General features: G+C 68.3%; 21 protein-coding genes. 9 read left to right on the top strand and 12 right to left on the bottom strand.

Annotation, left to right across the window (positions count from 1 at the left end; translation table 11 throughout):
* Positions 1–54: 54 nt before the first annotated feature.
* The 11 genes from ABZ671_RS17630 to ABZ671_RS17580 form a co-directional block, all read right to left on the bottom strand.
* On the bottom strand, positions 55–711 hold the full coding sequence (locus tag ABZ671_RS17630) for a hypothetical protein (RefSeq protein WP_357858578.1): 657 nt from the start codon (positions 709–711) through the stop codon (positions 55–57).
* On the bottom strand, positions 704–1,372 hold the full coding sequence (locus ABZ671_RS17625; protein ID WP_357858575.1) for a hypothetical protein: 669 nt from the start codon (positions 1,370–1,372) through the stop codon (positions 704–706). Before ABZ671_RS17625 ends, ABZ671_RS17630 begins: the two co-directional genes overlap by 8 nt.
* A 74-nt stretch (positions 1,373–1,446) precedes the next feature.
* On the bottom strand, positions 1,447–1,758 hold the full coding sequence (locus ABZ671_RS17620) for a hypothetical protein (RefSeq protein ID WP_357858572.1): 312 nt from the start codon (positions 1,756–1,758) through the stop codon (positions 1,447–1,449).
* 2 nt (positions 1,759–1,760) lie between these two features.
* A complete protein-coding gene (locus ABZ671_RS17615) occupies positions 1,761–2,690 on the bottom strand; it encodes a hypothetical protein (RefSeq protein WP_357858569.1) in 930 nt (309 codons plus the stop codon).
* 233 nt (positions 2,691–2,923) lie between these two features.
* A complete protein-coding gene (locus ABZ671_RS17610) occupies positions 2,924–4,051 on the bottom strand; it encodes a toprim domain-containing protein (RefSeq protein WP_357858566.1) in 1,128 nt (375 codons plus the stop codon).
* 27 nt (positions 4,052–4,078) lie between these two features.
* On the bottom strand, positions 4,079–5,911 hold the full coding sequence (locus ABZ671_RS17605; RefSeq protein WP_357858563.1) for a type IV secretory system conjugative DNA transfer family protein: 1,833 nt from the start codon (positions 5,909–5,911) through the stop codon (positions 4,079–4,081).
* Positions 5,908–7,350 (bottom strand): hypothetical protein, encoded by a 1,443-nt coding sequence (locus tag ABZ671_RS17600; RefSeq protein ID WP_357858560.1) that lies wholly within the window; start codon positions 7,348–7,350, stop codon positions 5,908–5,910. Before ABZ671_RS17600 ends, ABZ671_RS17605 begins: the two co-directional genes overlap by 4 nt.
* A 21-nt stretch (positions 7,351–7,371) precedes the next feature.
* Positions 7,372–8,859: an SCO6880 family protein gene (locus ABZ671_RS17595; protein WP_357858557.1), complete on the bottom strand. Its 1,488-nt coding sequence runs from the start codon at positions 8,857–8,859 to the stop codon at positions 7,372–7,374.
* Complete coding sequence (locus ABZ671_RS17590; RefSeq protein WP_357858554.1) at positions 8,856–10,316, bottom strand: hypothetical protein; 1,461 nt, start codon at positions 10,314–10,316, stop codon at positions 8,856–8,858. Before ABZ671_RS17590 ends, ABZ671_RS17595 begins: the two co-directional genes overlap by 4 nt.
* Positions 10,317–10,321: 5 nt before the next feature.
* On the bottom strand, positions 10,322–11,077 hold the full coding sequence (locus ABZ671_RS17585) for a hypothetical protein (protein ID WP_357858551.1): 756 nt from the start codon (positions 11,075–11,077) through the stop codon (positions 10,322–10,324).
* A 3-nt stretch (positions 11,078–11,080) separates the two neighbouring features.
* Positions 11,081–11,377, bottom strand: coding sequence for a hypothetical protein (locus tag ABZ671_RS17580; protein WP_091191878.1), 297 nt, complete (start codon positions 11,375–11,377; stop codon positions 11,081–11,083).
* 165 nt (positions 11,378–11,542) lie between these two features.
* On the opposite strand from ABZ671_RS17580, the gene ABZ671_RS17575 reads away from it, so the two are divergent.
* The 9 genes from ABZ671_RS17575 to ABZ671_RS17535 all read left to right on the top strand — a co-directional run bounded on the left by ABZ671_RS17575 (position 11,543) and on the right by ABZ671_RS17535 (position 22,056).
* Positions 11,543–12,127: a hypothetical protein gene (locus tag ABZ671_RS17575; RefSeq protein WP_357858547.1), complete on the top strand. Its 585-nt coding sequence runs from the start codon at positions 11,543–11,545 to the stop codon at positions 12,125–12,127.
* Positions 12,124–13,176 (top strand): C40 family peptidase, encoded by a 1,053-nt coding sequence (locus tag ABZ671_RS17570; protein ID WP_357858545.1) that lies wholly within the window; start codon positions 12,124–12,126, stop codon positions 13,174–13,176. The genes ABZ671_RS17575 and ABZ671_RS17570 overlap by 4 nt, the downstream gene beginning before the upstream one ends.
* Positions 13,177–13,458: 282 nt before the next feature.
* On the top strand, positions 13,459–13,950 hold the full coding sequence (locus tag ABZ671_RS17565; RefSeq protein ID WP_357858542.1) for a hypothetical protein: 492 nt from the start codon (positions 13,459–13,461) through the stop codon (positions 13,948–13,950).
* A 96-nt stretch (positions 13,951–14,046) separates the two neighbouring features.
* Positions 14,047–14,556, top strand: a complete 510-nt coding sequence (locus ABZ671_RS17560) for a hypothetical protein (protein WP_357858539.1) — start codon at positions 14,047–14,049, stop codon at positions 14,554–14,556.
* A 201-nt stretch (positions 14,557–14,757) separates the two neighbouring features.
* Positions 14,758–15,477, top strand: coding sequence for a TnsA-like heteromeric transposase endonuclease subunit (locus ABZ671_RS17555; protein ID WP_357858536.1), 720 nt, complete (start codon positions 14,758–14,760; stop codon positions 15,475–15,477).
* Entirely contained in the window at positions 15,474–17,522 is a 2,049-nt protein-coding gene (locus tag ABZ671_RS17550) for a Mu transposase C-terminal domain-containing protein (protein ID WP_357858533.1), read from the top strand. The genes ABZ671_RS17555 and ABZ671_RS17550 overlap by 4 nt, the downstream gene beginning before the upstream one ends.
* Complete coding sequence (locus tag ABZ671_RS17545) at positions 17,519–18,595, top strand: TniB family NTP-binding protein (RefSeq protein ID WP_357858530.1); 1,077 nt, start codon at positions 17,519–17,521, stop codon at positions 18,593–18,595. Before ABZ671_RS17550 ends, ABZ671_RS17545 begins: the two co-directional genes overlap by 4 nt.
* Positions 18,592–21,156 (top strand): TniQ family protein, encoded by a 2,565-nt coding sequence (locus ABZ671_RS17540; RefSeq protein WP_357858527.1) that lies wholly within the window; start codon positions 18,592–18,594, stop codon positions 21,154–21,156. Before ABZ671_RS17545 ends, ABZ671_RS17540 begins: the two co-directional genes overlap by 4 nt.
* 357 nt (positions 21,157–21,513) lie before the next feature.
* A complete protein-coding gene (locus ABZ671_RS17535) occupies positions 21,514–22,056 on the top strand; it encodes an AAA family ATPase (protein WP_357858524.1) in 543 nt (180 codons plus the stop codon).
* 362 nt (positions 22,057–22,418) lie between these two features.
* Here ABZ671_RS17535 and ABZ671_RS17530 read toward each other — a convergent pair whose 3' ends face one another.
* Positions 22,419–22,595 (bottom strand): hypothetical protein, encoded by a 177-nt coding sequence (locus ABZ671_RS17530; protein ID WP_357858521.1) that lies wholly within the window; start codon positions 22,593–22,595, stop codon positions 22,419–22,421.
* Positions 22,596–22,920 lie beyond the last annotated feature (325 nt).

Raw genomic sequence — 22,920 nt, 5'->3', positions numbered from 1 at the left:
ATCGTGGCCGCCGCACTCATCCTGCTCCACACCGAACACGACCGCACCACATGATCACCTTCGGTGATCAGAACGTTGCGCTGAATGCCTCACTGCCTTGAGTGCGTCCGCACCGAGCGCTGGCACCAGGCGTGGCAACTCCTCCTGGTACCAGTAGTCGTCTAGTGCAAGAACTGGCTTTCGCCTAAAGGGGTCGTCAGAAACAGAGGGTTTCGGTGCGAAAAGGTTGTTCGCCAACCAACGACCCGTCTTGGTCTCACCGCCTTCAAGAAGCGTGATCGCAAACGACACAAGCTCTCCCGGGTCCGTTCGCCACCCGAATCCATTGGGCGTCATCGACCATGCTTGAAGGAGCGGCTTGAGGCGGGCTCCCTCCGCAGCGGGAATCTTCGACCCGATCTCAAAGGTCGCGCGTCGCACCCACGCATTGTTGCTGCTGGCGAGCGAGAGTAGAACATCGACCACGTCGGCCGGCACGTCTGCGGCCACCCGAGTTAGGTATGAGATCTCAGGCCAGTAGACGTCGCGGATGTATCCGTCGTCGGTGTTCTCTGGCTCAGGGGGGTTCGCGAACGCACCAGCCTCAAATAACGGCCGAACCCATCGAGGGTTCTTAAGACCTTCGTAGAATACCCTGCGCAGTTGAAACGTCGGTATCTTCAGGAGCACCGCTTCAACATCGGCTCTGCTCGGCGTCTTGTAGCTACTCATTGCCAACCTCCTCCAGGGCGTTGATCTCGGATAGCAGGTCGTCTATCGAATGGCGAAGCGTGAAGAAAGCGGTTATGACTGCGTCGAAGAGCTCATCGAAAACTGCCACGTGCGTACGGATAAGGTCGTCGCTTGGCAACTTCGACAACTTGGGTTCGTAATCCTGAAGGTGAGCCCATCTTACGAAGAAGTCGCGGGACTCCACCCAGCGCTTGACGACGAGGTGCTCACTGTTGCCGTCGTCCGTGAGCAAAGAAGCGACGTCATCTCGGCTGCGCCGCTTCTCTTGCACTGCCGTCTTGATCAGCTTGTCGAAGATCTCTGCAACGGCGCGTGGAACGGGGATGGACTCGCCGTCGGCGTCAAGAGCCAAGCCCGGAAACCTCGCCAGCATGTCCGGTAACTCCTGTACCTGCTTTCCGCTCGGCGGTGTGATTCGGGGGCTCGCCGTGGTCCCCATCGCGCCTAGCACCCGGTTCATAACTTCGCGCATCGAATGACAGATGTGCGAGATTCGCGCGCGCTCGTCGCCGACCTCGGCTGGCCTTGATAGCAGGAGCAAGGCCGCCCGATACATACTGGCGATGTCAGAACGTCTCTCCGCTAGCGCGGTGTAGATTCGCTGCTGCCGCTCATCCATGAATGCGACGTCGGGAACCACTGGAGCGTCACTCCCTTGCGAGCTACGAGGCCTGAAGGTGAACGTAACCATTCGAATATCGGCGCGCGAACGGGTCATTCGGCATCACCCGTATTCAGCCCGAAGAATCGCTCGAAGAACACACCGCGGCGGGTGAGTACACGTTGCTGCTGCTCGCCGTGGCCACCGGCTGCGGAAAAGCACGATGCGGGCGGGAGGATCTTGGTGCCGGCGGTGGGACGGCGCCGTTGCGGAATGCGTGGTCGATGAGGATCCTGGTCGCTTCGGGGTTCGGAGTTCTCATCGACGATGATGGCGTCGAGCTCGGCAGGGCGATGGGCGTCGACGAAGGCGCGCCGCTCCTCGTCGATCTCGTCAGACGCGGAGACGCGGTCAACGAAGTACAAGATTATGTCCTTCTTATTGCGCAATGTCGGACTGGAGTCGGCTGCGGAGTTGGAGCGCGCAGCGCTGGAACTTTGCACCGGCTTAGCGGGGAGCCCTTTCGCAGAGGAGCGCCCCGCCACGAGCCAACGGGCCAGCTACATCCCGCTCGTTGCAGATCGGGGCAGATGAGTTTGATATTGGCCGCGTGGAGAGCTCTAACAACGCGATCCGCCAGCGCACGACGTTCGGCTTCCTCGTTGTGTCCGTCCAAGCTCAGCGACAGCCAGAGCCTGTTGTCACTTCCCACGATCAACCTTGGAAACGACGATACTTCGTCCGTCGAGACTCCCTCTGCGGTCAGGGCATTCTTGGCGTCGGCACCCAGATCGACCGCGTTGCGGTGGGCGACTGCGCGGGCAGCCGCATACACGGCATCTGCGAGTCGAGCGACAGCGCCGGCAACGGCATTTACCGAGATGGTGTACGGGCCGAGAGAGATAGTCTCGATGGCGGGGTCGTATGCGAAACCCCAGAACTCGCTGGCGACCTCACGGGCTGGAGCGCCGCCGGTGACGCGCCGCTTCTGCGGGCCATGGCCAGCCCCGAGCGCCCACGCCTCGAAGTGCATCAGAGCGTTTCGCACCTCGGTCAACCCCGGCAGGGCTTGCTCGTACTCCTGCTTTGCCTGCCTGAGAGCGTTCAGAGCCTGATCGAGCCCGAGCTCCTGCAGCCGGCTATCTACGAGCGGCACTGCGGCAAGAAGCTGCCGGAGAGCAAGGATGAGCTGGCGAGCGTCAATCTGACGCGAGCTGAACCACGAGATGCGGTGGTCGTCAGAATCGTGCATGCGCAACAGAGCAAGCTCTGCAGCACGCTCCCACCACTGGATCTCCGAGACCGCAATGGCCTCTGGATGGTCTGCGGGCGACCAGTCGACAACCGGATTCGTCACGGTCGGATTATCCTCGTATCCACCTTCGACATGCCACCTGACAAAGTGGCCTGGGACGTCGGCCAGGCTGGCGCACTCACTCGGTCAGAAGAAGAGGTCGCAGATTGTCCGCCACCACTAACGCACCGCTACCAGGTCGGCGAGGGGCCCCACCCATCGCCCCTTCTAGCAGTCGGTACCGCTGGCCCCGATCCTCATCTGGAGCTGCACGTCAAGCAGCACCTGGCTCGGCATCAGCCTCGACATACCGAGCGAGATCGTGTCGCGCAGTCTTCCAGGTGTGCGACTGCGGCGATCGCGACAGTGTCGGCCCCGACCCCGGTGCGGGCGACGATGCGTCGGGCCACACGGATTGCCTCAATCGGGCTCGCCGCCTCAAGCAGCAGCGGCACCAGAAGGCGCACCGCAGCGCACCTGCCATCGATGTCCTCGAGCAGTCGGGGATGCCGCTCGACGAGCCGGGTGAGTCGGTGGTCGACCACGGTGTCGAGCATCGGCTGCGCCTGTCGTTGCAGGGCTGCCCGAAGCTGGGCCTTGCCGTTGGGCCGGCGCAGCAGGTCTGCCGGGTCGGCGCCGGCGCTGAACTCGGCCGCCAGCAGCGGGCCGGAACAGCGCGGGTACCGGAGCAGTTGCCACGCCCGGTTCACTGCAGCGCGGCCCGCCGTGTCCGCGTCGAACGCCACAACGATGCCCTGCGCGGCACCGGGCAGCTCCCGCAGGATCGTGGCCTGGGTGTCGGTCAGCGCGGTGCCGCACGGCGCGAGGGCCACCGCTCCGGTGCGGCCTGACCGGGAGTAGGACAGCCAGACTGCGAGGACGTCGGCGGGCCCTTCGACCAGGACCGGGGTCCATCGTGCGGCGAGCCGGTCCTGCTGCTCTGCGATGCCGAACAGCAGCTGCCCCTTGTCGTAGATCGCTGTCTGTCGGCTGTTGAAGTACTTGGGTACATCATCACTGGTATCAGGGTTGGCGCGGCCGAGGAAGGCCACGGCGTGCCCGGCCGGGTCACGCACCGGGAACATGACCCGGTCGCGGAATATGTCGATGAGCCGGTCCGGGGCGTCGCGGGTGCGGGTCGACAAGCCTGCGCCGACCAGCTCCTCCGCCGTGAACCCGCTGGCGTGCAGGTGGCGCGTCAGGGAGTTCCAGCCTGGTGGGGCGTATCCGATCCGCCAGGGCCATTCCCGTTGTACGAGGACACCGAGTCCGCGCCCGGCGAGGTAGGCACGGGGACCGTCGGCGTGTTCGAGTTGGGCGCGGTAGTACGCCACTGCGGCGTCGATGGCCGCCAGTAGCCGCCGGGGCTCGACGCCGGTCCCGCACACCGGGGTAGTCGGGTGATTGAGTCGAGGTGCGCTCATGGCTTACCCCCGATATCCAAGCTAGCTTCAGCCGGCAGATCTGTGCCAGGAGCGTTGCGCCATGCGATCCCGGCGTGCGGCGCGGGTGCGCTGCGCCTGGCGTGTCATCTCGGCGGTGGAGGCTGCGACGGCCGTCGTGAGCTGCTCGGCGCGCGGTTCGTTGTACCAGGGCAGCAGGTTGAGCATGGCCACCTTGACGCCGGTGGCGAACAGCAGTGCCGAGCCCTTCGGTAGCGCTCGGATGTGCGCGGGGTCGAGGATGCGCTGCCGGCGTAACGAGGTCTGGTACGAGGTGTGTCCCTGCCCGTCGCGCGAATGGGAGGCGACGGTGACGTCGTGTTCGCCGACGAGCCGGGACAGGTCTTCGGCGAACCGGGCGTCGTCGATGCCGGCGCCGACGAGCTTGAGCGTGGCGGCCGACCACAGTGCGTCCATGCCCTGTTCGCCCCAGACTCGGGTGCCTTGGCGGTAGGACTGCAGGATGGTCAGTGGGATGATCGCCCGGCTGCCGAGGTGGCTGTACAGCTCCGGTAGGTCTGCGATTTTGCAGATGTTGGCGGCTTCGTCGAGGCAGGCGATCAGCGGCGGGTCGAGTCGGCCGCCGTGTGCCTCGGCAACCGCAACGGCGGCGCGTAGCACCTGGTCGGTGAGGCCGGCGACCAGTGGGGCGGCTGCGCCCGCGCCGTCTTTGGACATCAGGTAGAGGGTGTCGGTGCTCTCGACGAACGTCTCGACGTCCAGGGCGGGTAGCGGTAGGTCCGGTGGCGTGACCCAGGCCATGATGGTCGGGTTGGCCAGGCATGCTGCGGCGGTGCGGGCGGTCTCGTAGAGCCCTTCGCGCGTCTCTGGGGCACCGGCTTGGCGGCCGGACATGGCTCGGGCGGAGGCGCCGAACCCATGGTTCTTGAGGATCGTCGCGGGCTCGCGGGACGTGGAATCTGACAGCCATGCCTGCACCGTGGACAACGTGCGGTTCTCAAGGGCTGCGGCCAGGATGAGCGAGGTGAGCAGGTCCAAGGCGCCCTGGATCCAGAAGTCGTCGCTGCCCTGGGAGTTGCGGACCTGCTGGACGAAGTGGTTGGCCAGCCGGTGGGCGTCCTCGACGTCCTCGACGGCGGCGAGGGGGTTCCACCACCAGCGTTGCGGCACGTGGGCGATGGACTGTGGGTCGAACACCCATACGGTGCCGTGCTCGGCCCGGGCGGCCGCTGTGGTGGCCCACAGGTCGGGTTTGTTGCTGGTGGCCAGGGCCGCCCCGGGGGCGTTGAGGATGGACTGCACGGCCAGTGCGGTCGTTTTGCCGGCGCGTGGAGCCATCACCGCGAGGATGACGTCTTCCCAGGAGGAGTAGAGCCGGGGACGTGAGCCGCGGCGCCGCCGGTGCTCGCCGAGGACCACGCCGGCCGACGCGGCCGGGATGCCCTTGACCGGAAGGTCGGCCAGGCCGGGGCGCAGCCGGCGGGCCTTCGCCGCCACGGCGGGCAAGGTCATCGGTCGTACGTCGGCTGAACCGGCCAGCGACGGCAGTGGGTCCTCGGCGTCGGGCTTGCGCCCCTGCCACCATGCTGCGGCGAGCGTGACCAGGCCGACCAGGATCAGCAGTAGTACGGCGTAGACGACCCCGACGGCGGTCGGGGACACCCCGGGCCACAGCCCCGGCCAGTCGGCGCGCAGGAGCCGCTCGAGGTACAGCGAGCCGAAGCCCGGCCCGGCCGAATGCCCGGCCAGGGCGGCGGTGATCCGTCCGGCCAGCCAGGACAGCCACATCAGGGCGAAGACCGCCCATACCAGCCCGAGCACCAAAAACGGGGTGAGGGGGCCGCCGGCGGTGCCGCGCGGCTCGACGGGCCGGGTGTTCACGGCTTCACCTGTCGGATCGCGGTGTCGGTGTCGTAGAGCTCCCACTCGTCGCCGACCAGGGTCAGCGACACCGGCAGGCCGTTGCGTTCACCGGTCTTGATCAGGTACTTGCCCCGGCCCGGATGTACGGAGCCGGCGAACCATGCTTCGGGCGCGGCCCAGGACGCCACCAGTTCCCGCTCGGGCCCGGATAGTTTGATCACCTCGTTGACCCGGTGCAGCTCCCGAGGCGGCAGCCCAGCGAGGATCTTGATGGCGGACCGCTCGATGAATCCCTGCGCCTTGGCCCGATCTTCGGGTGTGGGTAGGGCGTCGAGGTCGGCCAGGGAGTGGGTGACCATCACGCTGGCCATGCCTCGCTGCCGGTTGAGTCGGGTGAGCGCGTCGGCGTGTTCGACCAGGCCGGACGCGCCGCGCAGGGCCCGCCACAACTCGTCCATCACGCCGAGGTACTGCCGGCGCGGCGCCAGGCCCTGGTCGGCCAGCACGGAAGCGGCGTCGACCATGCCGAAGCCGTACGCCCAGGTGCACAGCATCGCGGCGGCCACCAGTTGGTCACCGGCGGCGCCGACCTGGGAGATGTCGACGCTCACGGCGGGGGCGTCGAGGTCCAGGGGTCTGGTCGTTGGGCCGTCGAACACTCCGCGCAGGCTGCCCTCGCACAGCAGCGCCAGGGTCGGCACCAGCTGGTCGACGCGGCGGCGGTACTCGCCGTCGGTGCGGGCGCGGGCCGCGGTCAGCAGCTCGTCGGCGCCGGCTTCGACCAGGCTCAGCACGTCGGGCACGGTCGGATCAAGGTCGAGCCGTTCGGCGAGTACGTCGATCGCCCGCCCGAGGATGATCTCCTCGGTGTTGTTCAGTGCCTGCCCGCGTACCAGGGCGCACAGGGCCAGTAGCAGGGACATGCGTCGGCCGCGGATTTCCAGGCGTAGCTGCCGGGCGTCGGCGCTGCCCATCCGGGCGAGGGCGCTGCCCAGCGGGCCGGAGTCCAGCGGGTTGAGTCGGTCCAGGCCCCGGCCGACCCGGATGACCTGTCCGCCCAGGTGCTCCACGAGGCGGGTGTAGTCGGGCTTGGTGTCGCCGAGGATCAGGGCGCTGGTGCCGAACCCGGTCATGCCGGTGATGAGCCGTTTGACCACCGTGGACTTGCCGACGCCGGGCTGGCCGAGGACGAACACGCCCGGGTTGGTGATCAGTCCTTCGCGTAGCCATTCGAGTGGGTCGAGGCAGACGACTTCGCCCCACAGCATGTGCCGGCCGATCGGCACCCCGATGGCGGGGGCTCCGGAGCCGGCGACGAACGGGTAGAGGCCGCAGAGCTGGACAGTCGTGCCCTGGTACTCCATGCCGGGCGCGATGTGGCTGGCTCGGCCGGTGCCGGGGGCGCGTACACCCCATGCCGGCGCTAGCCGGGCCGTGTCGATGGCGGTGGTCTTCATCGGTTCCTCCTGGTCACGGGCTCAGCGGGGCCAGTGGCGGGCAAGTTGCGGCGGGCAGACGCCGCAGGGCAGGGTGGTCGCGAAGCCGGCGGCCTGGCTGGCGCGTAGCTGCCGGAGCCGGATTTTGGCCACGTCGGCGCGGGACTCGACGTCGGCGATGGCCCGGCCCAGGTCCTCGGTGGTGAGGACGGTGGTGGTGACGAACAGCGACATCAGGCCCACCCCGGCGCCGGTGGCTTCCTCTCGGGCGGTCTGCAGCGCTCGTTCCCGGTCGGCGTGGTCGCGGGCGGACTCGTCGCGCTTCTGCGCCCGGTTGTAGGCCGCGCGGAACGCTGCGGCGTTAACCTCACTCTCGACGATCCGCGCGGCCTCCCCGGCGGGGAAGGGGCGGTAGAGCAGCGACACCCGTTTCGGGTACGGGCCGGGGGCGAGCAGGCGGGCCAGGACGTCGGCGTGCACGTGCTGGCGCGGGGCCTCGTGCCACGCCCACGACACCGATGTGCCGGAGTCGTGTACGTACCGGTCGAGGTGCTCCTCGGCCATCATCGGCCCGGCGGTTTCCCAGTCCACCCACCGGCTCAGGTCGATCCCGGGGGTAGCGGCCAGCCGAGCCACGTCGCCCCGGCTGGCCGGGTCGAAGGCGGTGCGGACGATGGCCGAGATGTTGTCCGCGCTGGCCCGGCCGAGGACGGTCAGGCCGCAGCTGCCCAGCGAGTCCTGCAGGCCGGGCAGCGTGCGGCTGATCTCGTCCAGGGCCTCGTCGAGGTTCTTGGGCTTGGCGGGTGAGGTGCTGGGCTTGAAGGTCACCGACACCCGGGTCTCCACGTCGGCGGCGGCCGCGGGGGACACCTCCACCAGCCGTTGCAGCACCCGCCGCGCCGAGGCCGGCCCGTGGGGCACGATCCGCCGGCTGACGTGGTCGGCCAGCCGTGAGCCGGGATCGGGTGCGGTGTCCACGGTGACGGTGACGTGGTCGACGATCGGCAGGTAGCCGAGGTTGGCCAGCCAGCCGCCCCAGTTGGCCACCCACGCCGCGCTGGCGTCCGGGTCGGCCAGCCAGGTCGAGGTGGCCGCGCAGCGCAGCGTCACGGTCATGGTGCCCAGCCGCTGGTTGTAGACGACCCCGTAGCCGCCGCTGTTGTCATCGACGGTCAGCAGGGTGGTGGGCGCGAGCACGCCCGGCAGCTGCCAGGCGTGCTCGCCGGTCACCATCACGCCGGAGCGGTAGGAGGTGTAACCACGGCTGGTGCCGATCAGCCACCGCACCCGCTGGGCGATGCCCGCCGACAGGGGAACTCCGTCCCAGCGGACGACCAGCAGGGCCACGAGCAGCACACACGGCCCGGCGGACACGGCCAGCGTCCGCAGGCCCATCGACCCGGAGATGATCAGTACGGTGATCGCGGCGAGGACGACGAAGGTCTGGGCCGGTCCGAGGCCGAATAGTCCCATGCCCCGTGCCCGGCGCCAGCCGCCGTAGGTGCGTACCTGTGCCTGGTCGCTGCTCATGACGGCGAGCTCCCCTCCTGCATCGCGGAGCTGGCGGTGTTCGCGCCCGCCTTCGCCGCCGCCACCCCGGCCTGGGCGACCAGCGCGGCACCGATGACCACGGGTGCTGCCGGCCCGGTCGCGGCTCCGGCGGCCCCGGCGGCCGCCGTTCCGCCGCCGGCCGCAGCGCCGCCGGCGCCAGCCCCACCGGCTGCCGCCCCGGCGGAAGCGGTGGCTCCGGTGCCGGCCGGCACGGTGGTGGTTGGCGTTACCGGTCCCGCCGGGCCGCTCGCGGTGGCGCTGCCGTTGATGACCTTCGGGGCGTTGCCGGTAGCGCTTCCCGAGCCGCCCGTCGGGGGCGGCGTCGTCGGGGTCGGCATCGCTCCGGTCGGGCCGTTACCAGAGGAACCACTGCCGCTACCGGGTCCCTTGGAGTCCATGTAGCGGGCGTGGTCGCCGGCGCTGTGACCGCCGATCGCCCCGCGTACCGACGACGCCGCGTGCAGTCCGGCGGCGGCGCCGGCCCCGGCCATGCCCAAGCCTCCGCCGCCGGAGGCGACGCTGCCGGTGAAGATCGTGAAGAACTTCATCAGCGCCGGCAGGGCGATGATCGACAGGGCCAGCATGCCGAGGCCCATCAGCCAGTCCCGGCCGTTACCGCGCATCATCACGAACGAGGTGGCGTACACCGACACTGCCGCCGGCTTGTAGAGGGCGAGGGCCAGGGACCAGCCGAGGGTCTTCTGGAACATCTGGCTGGTGCCCCGGGTGACGGTTCCCGCGGCGGCCAGCTGCAGCAGCCCCGCCAGGACGATCACCGAGCCTTCGCGGAAGACCATCAGGATGGTCTGGACCACGGCGGCGAGGATGACAACGATCCCAATCAAGATCATCACGAACGGAGCGACCGCAGCACCGGGCAGCAGCAGCCCGCCGAGCGCCGCGCTCATCGTCTCGTTGGGCGGCTGGTTCGAGTCCTTGAAGATCGCCTCGTTGAGCAGCCACATGGAGTAGCTGTCCCCGACCTTGAGGACCAGGTGGGTGCCGGCCACACCGACGCTGCCCCACAGCGCCGTGTTCCAGATTCCGCGCACCGCCTGCAGAAGGGGTTCGCCCTTGCGAGTGATCACGATGGTGATGCCCTGCCAGATCAGCCCGCAGACCAGCAGCAGGATCGTGATCGGCAGCATGAAGCCGCGCAGCTGCTGGGCCGGCCCGCCAGCGTCGTTGCACTGGGTGACCCAGTCCGAGGCCCACCGCCCCGGATCCGAGCCGGTGGTCGGGCACAGGCTGTTCGACGGGATGAGCGTCCAGCTGGTCAGCAGCCGGGCGACCCATTCGATGGCCTCTGTGACGGCGCTGGCCAGGCCGTCGAGGACCGTGTTGACCAGCGTGTCACGGACCGCTTCGGGGGCGTTGATGCCGTCGACGATGACGCCGGTGCAGGTGGTCGGGATGAACGGATTACAGAACGGCACGAGAATCACCCGCCTGCGGTGAAGGGGAGAAACGTGGCGATGTCAGCGGCGGACGCCGCGGTGACGGCCTGGTCGAACGTGCCGCCGGTTGGTGCGAGCAACGCCCAGTCCTCGCCGGTCCAGCGCAGATGTATCTCGGTGCTGACCATGACCGGGGCACCGGAGGCACCGGGGGCTTCGGTCAGCAGGCACAGGGTCACCTCGGCCTCGGTGTAGCTGAGGATCCGATAGCCCCGCAGAGTCTCGTACAGGGTGCCGATGGGCTGCCCGTACGTCACTCCTGCCTGGAGGCGAAGCTCGTCGTACGCCTGCGCGACCTGGACCCGCAGCGCGGGTGCGTCCGGCCCAACTACCTGGGTACGCAACGTCGGCTCGAAGACCGCCGGACCGACCTGCGGGGTGACGCGCACGACGATGTGGACGGCAGCGAGGACCGCGCCGGCCCGGTCGTGCGCGAAACCGCGAGCCAGGCCGTTTTCGGTGAGACGGGGGCCTGACTGGTTCGAAACAGGCACCGCGACTCCGGCGACGTCGGACCAGTCGAGGTCGTGGGGCAGGCTGGCGCCGCCGGCAGCGCCAGCGGCGGTGTCCGGACCAGCCGGTGCAGCCGGGCGATCCTGCGTGGTGACAGGTCGGGTCGGACCCGTACCGAACACGACCGCTACGGTCACGGCCCCCGCCAGCGTCGCTGCGGCCAGGCAAATGGCGAGGATGCGGCGGCGCGTGGTCCGTTGGGCTCGGGTGATGACGTCGTAGGTCATGGCTCAGCCCGGCAGGACCGCGCCGACGACGACCGCTGCGACCGCGCCGCAGGTCAGTCCGGCCAGCACCCAGGGGATGCCTGCCGCGCCGTCGGCGGCGAATGCCGACCGGTTCCGGCGGCCGACGGCCATCATGATCCCGCAGACGAGCAGGCCGCCGACGCCCGCGACGATGAGGATCCACTTCATCCAGCCGATGAACAGGTCCCCGGCGGCTTCCAGGCCGGGCGGTGCGGCCGGCGGGGGAGTGGGCGCGGCCACGAGTTCGATCGCGGCCCCGGCGAGGTAGTGAGCAAGCACAGCAGTCTCCTCAAGGTCACGATGCCCCGGATGGACATCTGTCAGGGACCTTGACGAGACGGGGCTGACGGCAACGTTGACGTCGGTGTAGCCCCCACCGCTACCGCTGTTACCAGCGGCAACCGGCAACGGTAACGGCACTGGGAAGCCGCAACGGTCGTCGCCATGAACGCGCGATCTGGAGCAACAGCCGCCCTGACGCTGTCGCTGGCCGTTACCGGCTGTGCTGCCGGTGGCCGGCCCGCACCGGCCACGCCGAGCACCACCAGGGCCACGTCCACCGCGGCGCCGGCCAGCATGGCTGCGCCGGTACGGCCACCAGCGCAGCCCGGGTTCGCCTACGCGGACCCCGGAGAGGTATGTCGTCGGTTCGTCGCAGCCCTGTACAGCGTCGATACCCGTAGCGATGCCGGGCCTGGCGACGCCTACGGGCGGGCCGTCCGCTTCGCCAGCGGGGCGTTGGTCGGGCAGAGCGCGGCCGCCGAGCGAGACGGTCGATGGCTGGCCTGGTCGGCCCACCGCGCGTTTCTCGACGCGCACGTGGAGCCCTTCGTCGACGCTCAGCTGCCGCCGGACACGGCGATTGCCGCGCGGCGCGCGGTCCGGGTGACCGCCACCGCGATCGGTGAGGACGGGTGGCGGGGTTGGACCGAGCACAGCGTCGCGGACTGCGTCCTGCATCGAGGCGGCCCCGACGGGCCCGGATGGCGGGTCACCGACTACGAGATCCACCAGGCAGGTCTGCGATGACTCGTCTGTGGCCTCTTCTGGTCGGGGGCATCGCCGTCGTGGTGCTTGCGCCGCTGGCGCTGGTAGTGCTGGTCGGCCTCGTAGCGCTCGGAGTCAACCCGGCGACGGCGTGCACCGTCAGCACGCCCACCGCGGAGGCCAGCTCCACGCCGGGGTGGAGCGGCCAGGGTTCGTGGAACGCCGAGCAGGTCGGCAACGCCGCGATCATCGTGTCCGTCGGCGCCGAGATGGGCGTGCCCCGCTACGGCTGGGAAATCGCCGTGGCAACCGCGATGCAGGAGTCAACACTGCGCAACCTCGGCCACCTGGGCGTCGACAACGACCACGACTCCCTCGGGCTGTTCCAGCAGCGACCCAGTCAGGGCTGGGGCACCCCGGAGCAGATCCTCGACCCGCGCTACGCGTCTCGAAAGTTCTACGAGCACCTGGTCAAGGTCGACGGCTGGCAGAACATGCCGCTCACCCAGGCAGCACAGGCCGTACAGAAATCGGCCTATCCCAACGCGTACGCGAAGTGGCAGCCCGAGGCGCAGCAACTCGTGGCGGTGATCAGCGACGGCCTGAACATCGTCTGCACCAGCGACGGCGGGGACGGACTCCCGCCCTTGGACGATGCGGGCCTACCCGACGGGTTCACGCTGCCCGCGGACCCGCACCTACGGGCCGTTGTCTCCTTTGCCCTCGCCCAGAGGGGTAAGCCCTACGTCTGGGGCGCCGAGGGACCCGACAGCTACGACTGCTCCGGGCTGATGATGGCGGCGTGGGCCAAAGGCGGCGTGAAGATCCCGAGGGTCACCGCCGACCAGGTTCACACCGGCGTCGCCGTCACCTCCCTGGCGGCGATGCGGCCCGGCGACTTGATCTTCATGCCCGGCTCCGACGGCACCATGGCCCGCCCCGGACACGTCGGCATGTACATCGGCACCGACCGGGGCGGCCGCCAGTACCTCATCCATGCGCCGAGGAGCGGTGACGTCGTCAAGGTCGTCCCTGTCAACACTTGGAGCCGGCAGGTCGCCGCGATTCGCCGCATCGTTAAAGCGGAATAGTTGTAGGTTCTCGACCTCGATGACGCTTTCTCAAGATCGTGTCGCCGTTGATGTCGCTTGCGACATGGTTCTGAGAAGGCGTCGGTGTGGCGTTGTCCGGTCACGGCGGAAGCTAGCACGATCTTCCGCGCCCGGGGGGCGACGCTTCAACGGTGACGATGGCCGCATGTCGCAGACAATTTGGCTGTGTCGACAAGCTGACCGAGGGCGAAGGATGCGCGCGAAAGATGCAAGCCTGTGGAAGGCGTGCGCCAATGATCCCTACCCTTCTGGGAGGCACAAATGATCAAACGCGTATTGACTGTCCTCAGCCTGGTAATCCTCGGTCTTGCGACCGGCGGGCAGGCCGCCAACGCCGCCCCGTTTGATCCCACTCCCTACTGCCGCCCCTACATGGGGCTTCCCTACGTCGACTCGGGGCCGACCTACACAGGTGGCGGCAGGTACCAGTTCGATGTCGAGGCCGCTGGCGGCATGCACTGCAACGGTGCCGCCTACAAGGTGTCCGTCTCGGTAACGCTGCACTACTCGACCACCAGCGGCGGTGGGACCGGCACGACGACGGGCAGCACGAAAACGTGCGGCGACAGCTGCGAGAACACCGCCCACTACATGAGGACATCACTATTCTGCGGTTACCACTACACGTACGACGACTACGCAACCGTCAACTACACCTGGCAGCGCTACAGTTCGGATTCCCCTGTCTCGGGAAGCCTGAACGGCGGCCATACTACCGGAAGCAGCTACAACCCGCCGGGCGTCTGCACCTGAGCGATCGCATCCCGCCGGCCGTCATCCAGGCGGCCGGCGGGGCTCGCGCACCGCGAACGACAGCCCTAGCCACTTGAAGGCTCTATCGTGCAACCAATGGAACCTGAACGTGATGTTCGTATCAGCGAACACATCCCGCCCGCCTCCCGCGGGACGCTTGTGCTTTCTGACGCCCTCCTCGGCAGGTCGGAGAGCGCCGCCATCGTCCTTCGATCGATGGTCGGCTACGACGAAGGAATCAAGATCGAAACCGAGTTCCTGCTGCGCAGGCCCGGCGTCGAACGAAGGCCGCTACGCGACGCTCTGAATCCGCAAAATGCCGATCCGGCGATCTCGTTCGGGTCAGGAACGGCGGGCGACTTCCGGCCGCTTACCTGGAATGATGCGGGCGGCACTCTGAACATCTCGACACTCAGTGCCGACGAAGGTCACTCCCGTCTTACGATCAGGACGTGGATCAAACCGGCGCCCGACGAACTGGTCGTCGGGGTTCGTTGGCTCGCCCAGGATATCCAGCCGACGCACCTGCGTGTCGACTGCCGCCACGTGACGGGAAGCTGGTCCGTGCCACTCTGGCCCGCCGGGGTGGACCAAATGCCTGGTTAGCGGGCCGGGCTCGTCGTTCCGCCATCCGGCGGCTGCAGGCGGCCACTCGCGTCGGCCCGCTTCCTCAAAATCACGTCGCTGTGGATGTCGCTTGCGACATGAATGCGAGAGAACGTCGGCGTGGCGAAGTATCCACTTACGACACCAGGTAGCAGCATCTTCCATGTGTCTGGGGAGGATGGGGCTCGCCGCGGTGTGCCGGTGGCTGTGCGGTGGCGTGGCGTGGACGGCTCGTTGTTGGAGTCGGCGCTGGCGCGCGTGGTGGTCGAGGATCTGCTGGCCGGTGCGCCGGTCCGAGAGTTCCGCTGGTATCGGGGCCGGCGGTTCTATTCGGGTTGGTATTGGTCGGCAACGATGCGGCGGCTGGTCGCGTACGAAAGCCGGCTGGAGTTGGCCCGGATCATGCTGGCCGACTTCGATGCCGCGGTGGTAGGGATCGCTGCCCAGCCGTTTCAGCTGGTCGGTGAGGACGGTGACCGGATCCGCCGGCATGTGCCGGATTTGTTGCTGCTCAACGACTCGGGCCTGGCGACAGTCGTTGACGTGAAGCCGGCGCACCGGTTGGCGGAGCCGGACGTGGCGGCGGTGTTCACGTGGACGCGGCAGGTTGTGGCCGCCCGCGGCTGGGCGTTCGAGGTGTGGGCCGGGGCGGATCGTCAGGTCCTGGCCAACGTCAGCTTTCTGGCGGGCTACCGGCGCAGGCCGGTGGTTAACGAGGCGCTGGTGCCGGTGGCGCTGGAGCTGGCGGCCGGTCACAACACGATCGGGGGCCTGGAAACGGCGTTGACCGCGTACGCGCCGCTGGAGGTGGCACGGCCCGTGGTGTTGCACCTGCTGTGGGCCGGTGTTCTGCGCGCGGATCTCGGTCGGCCGTTGGGGTCAGGCACGCCGATCCACCTTTCTGCCGGGGACGCGGCGTGACCGATCGGGTGTTGACGGTGGCGCCGGGGACGCACCTGCTGTTCGACGGCGACGTGTGCGAAGTCGTTGAGCTGGACGGGGCGCGGGTGGTGCTACGCAACGTGCGCACCGGCGGTCTGGCGGCCGTGGGATTGGCGCGGCTGGTGACGGCCGCGCAGGCGGTGACGGCACCGGCCGACGAAGGGCTGTCGGTGGGTATTGTGCTGGCCGCTCTGAGCCGAGGGCAGCGGCAGGAGATCGCTGAGCGCGCTGAGCATGTCCGGGAGGTGTTGACCGGGTTTCGCAGCGGGCATCAGGAACGGGCGGCGCCGGGGGAACCCGATCCGCGGTTCGCGGCAGAAGTGCCGTTGAAGACCCGTTACGGCAACAAGGCAGCCCAGCTGGGCGTGACCGCCCGGACGATCGAGCGGTGGGTGGCCGGCTATCGGGAGGCGGGCGAGGCCGGTCTCGTGGTGCAGCGGCCGGGCGCGTCGTCGCTGGTCGATCCGCGCTGGGACGAAGCGGCCCGGCAGGTGCTGGCCGGGCTGGTGAATGCGTCCACGCCGACGCGCAGCGCGGTGATCGCGCGGGTGAGCGCGGTGTTGGCCGAACAGTTCGGCGACGGCGTGGTCCCGTTGCCATCGCAGGCGACCGCCTACCGGCGGTTGGCCGAACTGACCAAGGGCACGAACGCGGTGTCCGGCAGCGCGAAAGGCCGCCGGTCGATCGCCGAACGCCCGACGGGCGTCTACGGCCGGCTCCGGGCAACGCGACCCGGCGAGTACCTGATCCTGGACACCCAGGATCTGGACGTGTTCGCGATGGAACCGGTGACCTGCCGGTGGGTCCGGGCGCAGCTGACCGTCGCGCAGGACCTGTTCACCCGCTGCATCGTGGGGCTGCGGGTCACGCCGGTGTCGACGAAGGCGGTCGACGTCGCCGGGGTGCTGTTCGAGGCGGTCGCCGGCAGGTCGGTCCCGGACTCGTGGCCGCCGGAAGCGGCCTGGCCGCATCACGGTGTCCCGGCGGAGCTGGTATTCGATGAGACGATGCCGTCGGTCGGGCCGGTCTGCGCGCCGGAGACCCTGGTCGTTGATCACGGCAAGGTGTTCCTGTCGGCGCACGTAATCGGCGTCTGCACCCGGATGGGGATATCGATCCAGCCGGCGCAGCCACACAAGCCGACCGACAAACCCACCGTCGAGCGGTTCTTCCGCACCCTGCGCGAAGGGCTGATCCAACACCTGCCCGCCTACAAGGGCCCGGACCTGCACTCCCGGGGCCTGAACGTCGAGTCCGAAGCGTTCCTGTTCCTGCACGAGCTGGAGGACGTGATCCGGGAATGGATCGCGACGGTCTATCACCGGGCCAAGCACGACGGGCTGACGATCGCGGCCTGGCCGCATCTGGCCCTGTCGCCGGTCGAGATGTTCGGCGCCGGCATCGCGGCGGCCGGGCTGCTGCGGCTGCCCGCTGGCCCGGACCTGGCTTTGGACTTCCTGCCGGTCGTCGCGCGCACGATCCAGCACTACGGAGTGGAGATCAACGGGCTGCGCTACAACGGTCCGGCGTTGAACGGCTACCGCAACGCGCGCAGCCCTTACCGTGGTGCGCTGGCGGGGCGGTGGCCGATCCGGATCAATCCGGACGACGTGCGGCATGCCTGGTTCCAGGACCCGGCCGACCAGCGGTGGCACCGCCTCGACTGGGAGCACACCGCCAGCCTGAACACGCCGTTCTCGGCTGATGCCGCCGCCTACGCCCGCCGGCTCGCCGCAGATCCCGGCTCAGCCCTGGACCCGGCCAAGGTGCTCGCACAGCTGCTCAAGCGCTGGAGCACGGGGATGATCACCGACCGGCGGGAGCGGCGCATCGCCGCCAGACTGTCGGCCGAGTACGTCGCCCTGCGCCCGATCGAGCCGCCCAATCCCGAACCGGACGCCGAGGCACCGCCGACCAGCCCTACGGAAGTCGATGAACTTCTGTCCGGGGATGACGACGACGCCGACTTCGCCGGCCGCGATGACGGCGGGTTCTACGACGACGCGTTCGAGGTGCTGACGTGACCGGCCTCTACAGCCTGTCCCGCAAGGAGGGCTGGCGCCGCTGGGTTGACACCCCGAGCAGGGCCCGGCCGGACCAGCTCACGCCGGCCGAGCTCGCCACGCTGAGCGAAGAAGCGCGGGAGGAATACGCCGAGGCCCGGCACGACTGGCACGCCAACTTCGGCATCCTCAAGACCCCGCAGCTGGCTGCGATCCACGACGAGCTCGACCAGGTCGTGGCCACCAACCGGCAGGACCCCGACCGGGTACGCGGCGCAGCCGTGATCGACGCGCTGCCAGGGTTGGGCAAGACCACGATCGCCAACACCTTCGCCCGCCGCATCCGCAAGCGGGCGGGACAACTGACCGACGAAAGCCACGAACGGCTGCCGGTGTTCCGGGTCGGGCTGACCTCCCGCACCACCCTGCGCACGCTCAACCGGATGATCTGCGAGTTCTACGGGCATCCGGGAGCCGAACGTGCCAGCGCCGCGCAACTGGCGGTGTTCGCGGTCGACTGCGTGCTGTCCTGCGACACCCGGCTGGGCATCATCGACGACCTGCACTTCATCGACCTGAACCGCCGCGACGGCGTCGAGGTGTCCAACCACCTGAAATGGCTGGCCAACGAGCTGCCGGTGACGTTCATCTACGCAGGCGTGGGGCTGGCCGAACGCCGGCTGTTCGCCGAAGGGCTGGCGGGAGACGCCGCTGTGCTGGCGCAGACTGCCCGCCGCTGGACCCGCCTCGAACTGCCCCCGTTCCTCATCGACACCGACGTCGGACGCGCCCACTGGATCAACCTGCTCAAAGCCACCGAACGGCAACTGGTCCTCACCGGCGCGCGGCCTGGGATGCTCGCCGACATCAGCGACTACCTGTTCGCCCGCACGACCGGGCACATCGGCTCGTTCATCACCCTGATCACCCGCGGCTGCTACAAGGCCATCCGTCACGGCCACGAGCGTCTCGACACCGACCTGCTGGACACCATCCGCATTGACGAAGCCTCCGAGACGGCCCGCCATCAACTACAGGCCGCGTTCACCGCCGGGACACTGACCACCCGGCCACGCCGAGCCCGCACCGCATGACGCTCGACCACCCGCGGTCACTGCCCCTGCGGGTCCCCATCGACCACGGCGAGGCCCTCGATTCGTGGCTGCTGCGCCTGGCCCTGCGCAACCAGATCCCGGCGCAATGGCTGCTGCCCGTCCTCGGACTCGGCGCTCGGCTACGGCCCGGGAACAACCACGCCCTCGTCAGCGGCCTCCCCGCAGACCTGTTGCGGCGCGTCGAGCACCAGGCCGGACTGCCCCCGCACGCGCTCGACACCGCGGTGCTCGACCCCTACGCCACCCTCGGCTGGGCAACCATCCCCGGGTCCCGGTTCTGCGCCCGCTGCCTTCACGAACCGCAATGCCGGTGGCCGATCCGCTGGCAGCTGCCCTACACGTTCGCCTGCCTGCGCCACCGGTGTCTCCTGGCCGGATACTGTCCCACCTGCCGGCAGGCGCCGCACGGCAGATGGTCAGCCCGCACTGGCCTGGTCGAAGCCCACCAGTGCACAATCCGCCCTCACGCCAACGCCGAAGTCTGCGGCGCCGACCTGCGCCACCACCAACCCCACCAGCTCGATGCCGACGATCCCCGCCTGGCAGTCCAGCAGTGGATCAACACGCGCCTCGACACCGTCCCCGCCCCGAACGCCGTCAACGAGCTGCGCGACCTTGACGCGCTCGCACGATGGTTCCGGCGACGCCGTCACCCGGCGGCGATAACCGTCTTCGACCAGCCCGCCGGCACTGCCGCCACTGAACGCCGGCGGCAGCAGGCCCACGAGACCCTCGTGACGGCAGCCGTCGCCACCCAGGCAGTCCAACTCCTTACCAGGACCACCAACGCGAGCCTGTTCGCCTGCTTTCAACCGCTGATCCGCTCTTTCGACCAGACCGGCAGCCGCCGGCCACTGGTGGTCCCACACAAGAACCTCACCACCGTCACACCAGGCCTCGCGGCCCGGCTCCTGACCGCGTCTGATCCACACCTAGCCCCCAGCGACCGGCTGCGTTACCGCACCAGCACCCCCGCACCCCGACTCACCGACCGGGCGTCGGCCGCCGTCGCCGCGAACCGGGCACGGCACCTACCCGAGTACCTCTGGCAAGAGTGGATCATCAGGTTCCGCCCGGCGAATGGCTCGTTCACCGACACCATCGCCACCGACATACCCGCCGCGCTGCTCATCCCCGGCAACCCGATCCCAAACAGGAACGCCGCAGGCGAGCTCACCAACTGGCGCAGCACCACTACCCGCACCCTGGGTCTGCTGGCCAACCAATACCCAGACGTTCCCGCCGCGCTCTGCGCGCTGGCCGGCTACCTAGACACCCACGGCAGCCCCATAGATTACCGCCGTCGCCGCAGCACGTTCACCAACGTCCCCATGGACCGCCGCCAGTGGGAAGACCTCTGCTACCGCGCCGACGCGCACCCGGGCAAGACCACCCGCCACGTCAACGCCCGCCGCTATATCTTCACGCTGCTCACCGGCGCGAACCTCGCCAACACCAGACACCGGCTGGCCTTCCCCACCACCACTGACAAACACAACTACCTGGCCATCTTCCAGCGCACCATGTCAACACCCCTACGCGACGCCCTGCACGACTACGCCCAAGCAATGCTCGACGCGGCCGACATCAACGAGCCGTTGACATGGAATCCGCCCGGCGACGCAGTCGCCGGGCTCACCCTTCCGGGACGCGAACCCGACGACATCGACTTCGACACCGTTCATCAACTCGTCAATGTCGAGCAACTACCGATCAACGCCGCCGCAGCCAAGCTCGACGCCACCGTCGAGCACATCCGCTACGCACTCGGACGCCTACACCGCCCCGGCAAGATCAACGGCAAGAACACCCCACCCGCCAGCAGACGCCTCCGCGAACGAGCAGCACGGTCGCTTACCGCCGAGTTCTTCCACCGCGAATACATCGAAGCCGGCAAGGATCTACGCACCATCGAAGCCGAAACAGGCATTCACCGCAAACTCCTCGCCCGCCACGCCAGAGCCCTCGGAGTCCCCCTCACCGACGCCAGGTCCATGAACAAACCCATCCCGATCGACCCCGACTGGCTGCGCGAGCAGAGCGAAGGCCAGCAACGCTCCGCCAGCGACATCGCCGCCGAACTCGGGCTCACCCCCGAAACCGTCCGCCGAAACCTGCTCCGGTTCGGCATCGCCCGCCGGCCGCAAGGCTTCGGCGGAATGCCGAGCCACTCGCGCACCTACCCCGACCTGCCCGACGACATCCGCCGCGCGGTCGAAGGCCCGCACCACGGCTGGCTACGGCTACGCCGTCTCCAGCAGATCATCGGCTACCCCAGCATCAACAAGGCCGCACAAGCGCTCAACCTGCACCTCGCCACACTGGTCAACCAGATCGCCAAGCTCGAAGCCGACATCGGCAAGCCACTACTTCACCGCGGCCGGCCCAACCGCCCGATGAGCCCCACCGAACACGGCCACGCCCTGCTCGACCTCCTCCAGCAACCGCACATCGCGCAACTGCTCGACCGATACGCCAAACCACTACCCAGCTGGCGCCCCGACGACCCACGCCGATCCGCCAGCCGCCGCACGACCTAACCCTCAGCAACAACCAGTCGACCGAGCACCACTGCCCGATCGGCCAGATCGCCGCGCCCAAGAAAGCGACACGATCTTGAGAAGGATCGGGCGACATCAGGCTGAGAAACCACACCCACACCCTGGTCAAACCGCCGCCAGGCGACAAGCTGCGCGAGAACCTACATCCGTCTTTCGCCAAACTGTTGATCAAGGTGGTGGCCAGGGCAGTTGATCTGTCTCGGGGACCGCTGGAGTGTGCGGACATGCCGTGGGCCGGCGTCCTCCCAGTGCTGCGCTCGTTACCCGAGAAGGCAATGACCCTGACTGAAGGGCCGGGGCTAATGACAAACCGCTGGTGTGTGTCATTATGCCGAGGTGACAAAAGAGGTCATCTTGGTAAACGGTGTCCCTGGGTCTGGCAAGACTACCCTCGGTGATGGCGTCGCCGGTCATCTTGGTATCCCGGTCTTGTCGAAGGACCGGATCAAGGAGGGATTGGCCGACGCAACCGCCCATCCCGCATTGGAAGCGATGCTCGGGATGGCTGCGATGGAGGTCATTTGGACCTTAGCCGCTGCCTTGCCCGGGCCCGTGGTAGTTGACTCGTGGTGGTTCCGTCCACGAGATCTACACCACGCACTGAAGGGTATTAAGGCTGCTGGGGCCGAGACCACTGTAGAAGTTTGGTGCGATGTACCGATTTCGCTGGCCAAAGAGCGCTACGCCGGCCGTGTGCGGCACGGCATCCATCATGATGACCGCGACATGGCCACCGAATGGGCGGCCTGGGCTGCCCAGGCGGCTCCGCTGGCCATCGGACAGGTGATCCGAGTGGACACCACGGCACCAGTGAACATTCCCCAATTGGCGGCCCACATTGCAAATGCGATGGGCGCTTCAGTAGCGGCCGAGGTGTAGAGTACGGCAGCCGCGGGAGCTGGACGCAGGCGCAATGCCACGTAGCTTAAGTTGACCATGATGGTGGGTGTGGCTGGAGCCGCCGGAGGTGGATGGTCGGTGGGCCTTCGTGGCGGATACTGGCTGGCTCGGCGGATTGCTTGACTCGGTACTGGTTGTGGCGGGCGCGTTTGACCGGAAGCCCTGAGGCGGAGGGGCTTGGTGAACGAGATCCGGGGTCCGGATCGAGGCCGGCTGCCGCTGACGCCTTGGGCGATCAGGGCGCTGATCGCGTGGTGGACGATCAGGCATGCCCAGATCTCCTGGGGCGGACCAGGCCCGGGAGTCGGGAACGCAGGACTTCCCGGGCCGCGTAGGTGGGTTTAGAGCTGGTCGTTGGCGGTCTCTTCCTCCCACCGTTCGTTGTAGGCGGCGGCCAGTTCATCGGCCCGGACGTCGTTGGCGTCGACGATGGTGGTGATCAGGGCGATCAGTTCACCGGTGCCGTTGCCGACGCGGTCGGGTACGTCGTACTCGACCACCCTCGCGAGATGGGCCACCGACAGGCCCTGGTCGTCGAACGCGTCGCCGACGGTGTTGATGTCGGTCAGATCGGCCCCGCTGCGGCGGCTGCTGTTAGTTAGCCGCCACCGAAGGTTACGACGAGTTGGATCTTGGCCGTCATTGATCTTAAAGGAGTTTCTGGCGTGGCCCGGGGGGTGCGCTTGTTTGTGCGCGCCATCAGCGTGAGGACGTTGATGCAGGTAGCGGCCCTCCCGGTATTCCTTGGCCAGGCGCTCGAGAGGGCTGCTTGAAGGTGCGGAGGCACCGGGTGATGACGGTAACGACGATCCGGCTGGGGTCGAACGGCAGTTGGTGGCGGGT

Source organism: Micromonospora sp. NPDC006766, assembly GCF_040636055.1.
Classification (GTDB): domain Bacteria; phylum Actinomycetota; class Actinomycetes; order Mycobacteriales; family Micromonosporaceae; genus Micromonospora.
Note: the sequence above shows the minus strand (reverse complement) of the source record. Positions and strands in the feature narration are given on the sequence as shown.

What these genes read in the sequence shown, in the direction of transcription:
- ABZ671_RS17630 (WP_357858578.1), bottom strand. Translation starts at nt 711, where the DNA reads ATGAGTAGCTACAAGACGCCGAGCAGAGCCGATGTTGAAGCGGTGCTC.
- ABZ671_RS17610 (WP_357858566.1), bottom strand. Translation starts at nt 4,051, where the DNA reads ATGAGCGCACCTCGACTCAATCACCCGACTACCCCGGTGTGCGGGACC.
- ABZ671_RS17600 (WP_357858560.1), bottom strand. Translation starts at nt 7,350, where the DNA reads ATGAAGACCACCGCCATCGACACGGCCCGGCTAGCGCCGGCATGGGGT.
- ABZ671_RS17595 (WP_357858557.1), bottom strand. Translation starts at nt 8,859, where the DNA reads ATGAGCAGCGACCAGGCACAGGTACGCACCTACGGCGGCTGGCGCCGG.
- ABZ671_RS17585 (WP_357858551.1), bottom strand. Translation starts at nt 11,077, where the DNA reads ATGACCTACGACGTCATCACCCGAGCCCAACGGACCACGCGCCGCCGC.
- ABZ671_RS17575 (WP_357858547.1), top strand. Translation starts at nt 11,543, where the DNA reads ATGAACGCGCGATCTGGAGCAACAGCCGCCCTGACGCTGTCGCTGGCC.
- ABZ671_RS17570 (WP_357858545.1), top strand. Translation starts at nt 12,124, where the DNA reads ATGACTCGTCTGTGGCCTCTTCTGGTCGGGGGCATCGCCGTCGTGGTG.
- ABZ671_RS17565 (WP_357858542.1), top strand. Translation starts at nt 13,459, where the DNA reads ATGATCAAACGCGTATTGACTGTCCTCAGCCTGGTAATCCTCGGTCTT.
- ABZ671_RS17560 (WP_357858539.1), top strand. Translation starts at nt 14,047, where the DNA reads ATGGAACCTGAACGTGATGTTCGTATCAGCGAACACATCCCGCCCGCC.
- ABZ671_RS17540 (WP_357858527.1), top strand. Translation starts at nt 18,592, where the DNA reads ATGACGCTCGACCACCCGCGGTCACTGCCCCTGCGGGTCCCCATCGAC.